The organism is Paraburkholderia mimosarum LMG 23256 = NBRC 106338, from assembly GCF_000739815.1.
Classification (GTDB): domain Bacteria; phylum Pseudomonadota; class Gammaproteobacteria; order Burkholderiales; family Burkholderiaceae; genus Paraburkholderia; species Paraburkholderia mimosarum.
Genome location: NZ_BBJJ01000224.1, coordinates 1 through 2,593 on the forward strand (window position 1 = coordinate 1; position 2,593 = coordinate 2,593).

The window sequence follows — 2,593 nt, forward strand, 5'->3', positions numbered from 1 at the left end:
GGCCCTGGCGCAAATAAGGGTTCTGGTGCAAATAGGTAAGCGGATTTAGAAAGCTCATATAGGTAGGATAGCTTATCGATCAAACAGGACCGCATTCCATACGGCGGGCGAAGCGGCCTCCTTGAGGCCGAGCTTCGCGAGATCGAACTGCCCCTTGCGAATGCGATGCGTCAACTCGATGCCTGAAATCGTGGTCGCAGCGCTCCTGAATCGCTTGAACCCAGGCATCACGTGCGTTCTGGACGACCAGATCGCGAAAGCTGAGCTTGTAGCGCAGGTACCAGCGAACGCACAGAATAATGATCTCCCGATCAAAATGGCGTCCGCCGAACAACTTCTCCGGACTCTTCAGCTTGCTCATCGCGGCTCGTCGGTTCGTATTGTTCCGACGACTCTAACCCATTCGCCGGCCCTATTTGCACCAGAGCCTTGCCGCGTCGGTGCCGTATTCGAACAATCCGCCTTCCGACGAGGCGGCTACGATTGCACCGGACATCATCGCGTCCTGAACGATTCCGGCAAGGCGCTCGGGTTCGTTCCAGTCATAGACGGTATGGACGAACCTTACGTGCAGGCCGGCAAGCGCAGCCCCTTCGGCACAGAGTACCCGCAACGCCTCGGCACCAAATTGCGGACCATCACGGTCCAGGTCGAGGACGGTGATCGTGATGCGGCGTCCCGCGGCGCATCATGTCTCGTCTGGTTCAGCAGAATCAGCGTGTTGATGGAATCGATCGCTGTGCCCCCACCGAAATTGATCAAATGAAGTGGGGCGGCGCCGTTCGTGTCGAGCTCCGGCATCAGCGACTGCGCAAGCAGGCAAGCGACCTGCTGCAGCCGCAGTCGCATTGCGGCGACGTGCGGTGATGCGGCGAACTCTCGATCGATTTCGTTGTTAAAAGGCGGTGGCAGATTGTGCGGGCCGAGTTTCAGCAGGTAGGTGCTCAGCCCGTCCAGAAAGCCGCTTCGTGCATTGATTAATGAACGCAGCAGCGGTGCGCGTCGCGATACGAGTGCGAGTATCAACCGTGTGATAACAGCCGGGACCCTGCTATCGCGGCGTTCGTCGGCTTTGTATGCCGCGAAAAGCGCCGCGACCGCGCTAGAGTCAGCGGGCAGGGCGAACGGTTCTGTCGCGATAACGATGGTAGATCGAATGAGTGAATGTACATAGGATTGCTTACATAGCCAGCAAGTAGAACTGCTCGGCAACCGTTCGGGCGACGCGATCGTCTTGCATTTGTCCCTTGCGGATCATATGCATCACTTCGATGCCAGACAGAATGATGCGGGCACAGCGAAAGTCCTTGAATCCCATCATCGGTTTGATGATGCGTTTGATCGCTCGGTGGTCCTGCTCGATGATGTTGTTCAGATACTTGTTCTGGCGGATCTTGATCGGCGTGTCGCGCCCGGCGTTGAGAGCCTCGAGCGCAGCCAGATTCGCACCGCTCTTGTCCACGGTAATCGTCTCGGGCTCGCCGTTCTGGTCAGTCGCCTTCTCAAAGTAGCGGCGCGCAGCGGCCTTGTCTCGATGGGCACGCAGCAGGAAATCGACTGTGTTGCCCTGCTTGTCGACAGCGCGGTACAAATACTTCCATTGGCCTTTGACCTTGACGTACGTCTCGTCCATCCTCCAGCTCTTGCCCACCGGGCGCTTGTGGCGGCGAAACGCCTTCTCAAACAGCGGTACGAGCTTGATAACCCAGCGGTGCACGCTCGAATGGTCGACCTCGATGCCTCGCTCTGCCATCATCTCCTCGAGATTTCGCAGGCTCAACGAGTAAGCCACATACCAGCGTACGCACAGCAGGATCACGTCCAACGGATAGTGTAGTCGCTTGAGAACTTTGCCGATGCCCGGAGGCAACGTCGCGCGTGATGTCTTCTTCGTCTGGCCCATGCTGTTCGTCATTCAGGATCGAACGCAAATTTTAACCCGGCACCTTGGCGCGACAGAACCTTTGTCCCTTCAGGGCGAAGCTCGTCCCACTGATGTGATCGCTACGCAGTCCCATTTCGTCACCCCAGTAGATCGTCGCCTTTTCCCGTTTTGCCTCTTTCGCGATCTGCGGATAGTCTTCGTTCAGCCAGCGCTCGATTGCAGCATCGTTTCTCTCGTACGCGCGCCGCACCGGTTTCTGGGCGCTCATGCCCCACGCTTTCAGGTATCGACCGGCCGTCCATGGCGACACCGTGATGCCATACTCGCGCTCGATCAACTGCGCCACCGACTCTCGCGTCCACAGATAGAACGGCAACGTCAGTTGGTCCGGCATCCGCTCGATGATCAGCCTTCGGATCCTCGCGGCTTGCTTGTTTTCCAGCCGGCCGCTTCCCGGTCGTCTGCCACGCTTGCCAAGACGCAGCGATCGCAAACCGCCTTCGCGAGAGAGCTTCATCCATTTGCTCACTGCGCGAAGGCTAACGCCATACGTCTTCGCCGCCGCAGTTTGGCTCATACCATCGCGCACAGCCTGCACCACCATCTTTCTCAGGTGTGCCTGCGTGGCGCCATCAAGTCTTCGGGCATCGGTTTTCGTATTCATGCCCACATAACGCATCACGCACTATTTGGTGCACCGGTCAGTAA

Annotated in this window: 3 protein-coding genes and 2 pseudogenes; all 5 read right to left on the reverse strand. The window is 58.0% G+C overall.

What is annotated here, in order from left to right; genetic code table 11:
- Positions 1-72 precede the first annotated feature (72 nt).
- Positions 73-240: pseudogene (locus tag BMI01S_RS43685) on the reverse strand (IS6 family transposase); the annotation flags it as partial.
- Positions 241-244: 4 nt separating this feature from the next.
- Positions 245-361: pseudogene (locus tag BMI01S_RS43690) on the reverse strand (IS6 family transposase); the annotation flags it as partial.
- 203 nt (positions 362-564) lie between these two features.
- Positions 565-1,026 (reverse strand): hypothetical protein, encoded by a 462-nt coding sequence (locus BMI01S_RS41675; protein ID WP_154671538.1) that lies wholly within the window; start codon positions 1,024-1,026, stop codon positions 565-567.
- Positions 1,027-1,180: 154 nt separating this feature from the next.
- Positions 1,181-1,903 carry an IS6 family transposase gene (locus BMI01S_RS36830; RefSeq protein WP_154671539.1) on the reverse strand — a complete coding sequence of 241 codons (723 nt, stop codon included), beginning with the start codon at positions 1,901-1,903 and terminating at the stop codon, positions 1,181-1,183.
- A 31-nt stretch (positions 1,904-1,934) separates the two neighbouring features.
- Positions 1,935-2,549, reverse strand: a complete 615-nt coding sequence (locus tag BMI01S_RS36835; protein ID WP_255217860.1) for an IS630 family transposase — start codon at positions 2,547-2,549, stop codon at positions 1,935-1,937.
- Between the last annotated feature and the right edge of the window lie 44 nt (positions 2,550-2,593).